Raw genomic sequence first — 1,882 nt, forward strand, 5'->3', positions numbered from 1 at the left:
GTCGGACGCCGCCCCTGGCGGGTGTGCCCCGCCAGGGGCCGTCCGGCACACCTGACCGCGTGCGGCGGCTCCCACCAGCCGGTCACGCCCTCCGGCCACTCCACCGCGGCCAGCGCGGCCTCCTGCTCGGGGTCCGGACCGTCCACCTCGCGCAGGAACAGGTCGTACCAGCCGGTGGAGAGGCCGAGGCCGCCGGCGGCACTGGGAACTTCCACAGAACCCGGCAGGCCGAACACGGGGTGCAGCAGCCGATCCGCGATCGCCACCACGCCCAGGCCCTCGGGCCACTCGACCCACCACCGGTCGCCCTGCGCCAGCGCGCGCACCCACGGCGCCGCGCTGAACAGGTGGTACCGGCGCAGCACGGCGCTGCCCACGCCGGTCGGGTACGGCGTCCCGGCCAGGTGCTCGCGCTCGACCGCGGTGAGCGGGCCGTCGATGAACGCGCTGCCCAGGTTGCGGCCCTTGAGCAGCGTGCGCACGTACTTCATGCCCTCGGCCCAGGCCCGCTCGTCCACGCCCGCGAGGTGCACGGCCGCGTCGAGCCCGACCAGCCGCAGCTCCACCGACCGCGGGTGGTGGGTGACCCGCAGGCCCGCCACGCCCGCCACCCACGACTCGTCGTGGCGCGGCAGCAGCTCGTAGAGCAGGGGTCCGAGGGCGTGCTCGGTCAGGTGCACGCGCGGGTGCGGTCCCGGCTCGACGGTGCGGAACGCGTGCGCGGGGCGCAGCATGCTCGCGGGCGGGCGCAGTTGCAGGTGCGCGCCGGCGTCCAGACCGGCCTGGAGCAGCACGCACTCCAGCGCGCGCTGGTCGTCGCCCTCCGCGTCGGGCAGGAACAGGCCGCGCACGTCGGCCTTGCCCCGCAGGGCGTCGACCACTCGTTCGCGGCGGTCGTCGGGCAGGTCGTGCAGCACGGCCTTCACCGCGGGCACGGCCTGGGTGAGGTTCTCCCCGGTGTAGCTCCGGCGGAGGTCGACCAGTTGCTCGGTCAACGACGATCGCGCCATGGCAGTCCTCGCTCCCGCCGCCCGGCTCGGCGCAACAAGGACGCGTCACGCGTCGTTCAACGGACTTCGGTGGTCCTCCATGGGCAGGGGTGCCCTCACCCCGCGGCGGATCAGCCACCCGGTTGCCGGGGAGTGGCTCCAGCCTCACGTCTGCCCACACACGCCGCTTCCGACGATAGCAAAAGCCCCGACCCGCGACTCCCCCGCGACGCGTCCGCGCCGGCCGCGTGGATGACACGTCGGGTGACATTGCCCGCACGGCCGCGCATCCCTAGCGTCAGGCGCATGGTGAGCGGGGCGGAGCGGTTGCTGGGCGTGCTGGCCGCGCACGGCGTCGAGGTCGTGTTCGGGCTGCCCGGTGTGCACAACCTGCCCTTGTGGGAGGCGCTGCGGACCTCCGGCATCCGGCTGGTCGGCGTCCGGCACGAGCAGACGGCGGTGTACGCGGCGGACGGCTACGCCCGGGCGACCGGGCGGCTCGGCGTCGCGCTGGTGACGACCGGTCCGGGTGCGGCGAACTGCCTGGGCGCGACCGGCGAGGCGTACGCGTCGGGGTCGCCGGTGCTGGTGGTCGCCACCGACATCGCGTCCACGCTGCGCCGTCCCGGCGAATACCGGGGCACGCTGCACGAGACGCGCGACCAGCGGGCGATGTTCCTGCCGGTGGTGAAGGGCGGCTGGACGCTGCGCGACGCGGAGTCGATCGGCACCTTCGCGGACAGCGCCGCCCTGCTGGCCACCACCGCGCCGCACGGTCCGGTGTACCTGGGCGTGCCGACCGACTTCCTCACCGCGGACGCCGGGGTGTGGAGCCGCATCCCGACCCGCGCGCCGTCGGTGCCGGACGTGACGCCGGGCGTGGAGCTGGTCGC

Annotated in this window: 2 protein-coding genes; one reads left to right on the plus strand and one right to left on the minus strand. The window is 75.1% G+C overall.

The genetic code is table 11. The features are described from left to right. A partial coding sequence (locus AB0G02_RS37770; protein ID WP_360804575.1) for a hypothetical protein occupies positions 1 to 1,010 on the minus strand: 1,010 nt, incomplete at its 3' end. Between the two features lie 285 nt (positions 1,011 to 1,295). Here AB0G02_RS37770 and AB0G02_RS37775 point away from each other — a divergent pair. Then, positions 1,296 to 1,882, plus strand: a 587-nt coding sequence (locus AB0G02_RS37775; RefSeq protein ID WP_360804578.1) for a thiamine pyrophosphate-binding protein, incomplete at its 3' end; no start/stop codon positions are given.

The organism is Actinosynnema sp. NPDC023658, from assembly GCF_040639995.1.
GTDB lineage: Bacteria > Actinomycetota > Actinomycetes > Mycobacteriales > Pseudonocardiaceae > Actinosynnema.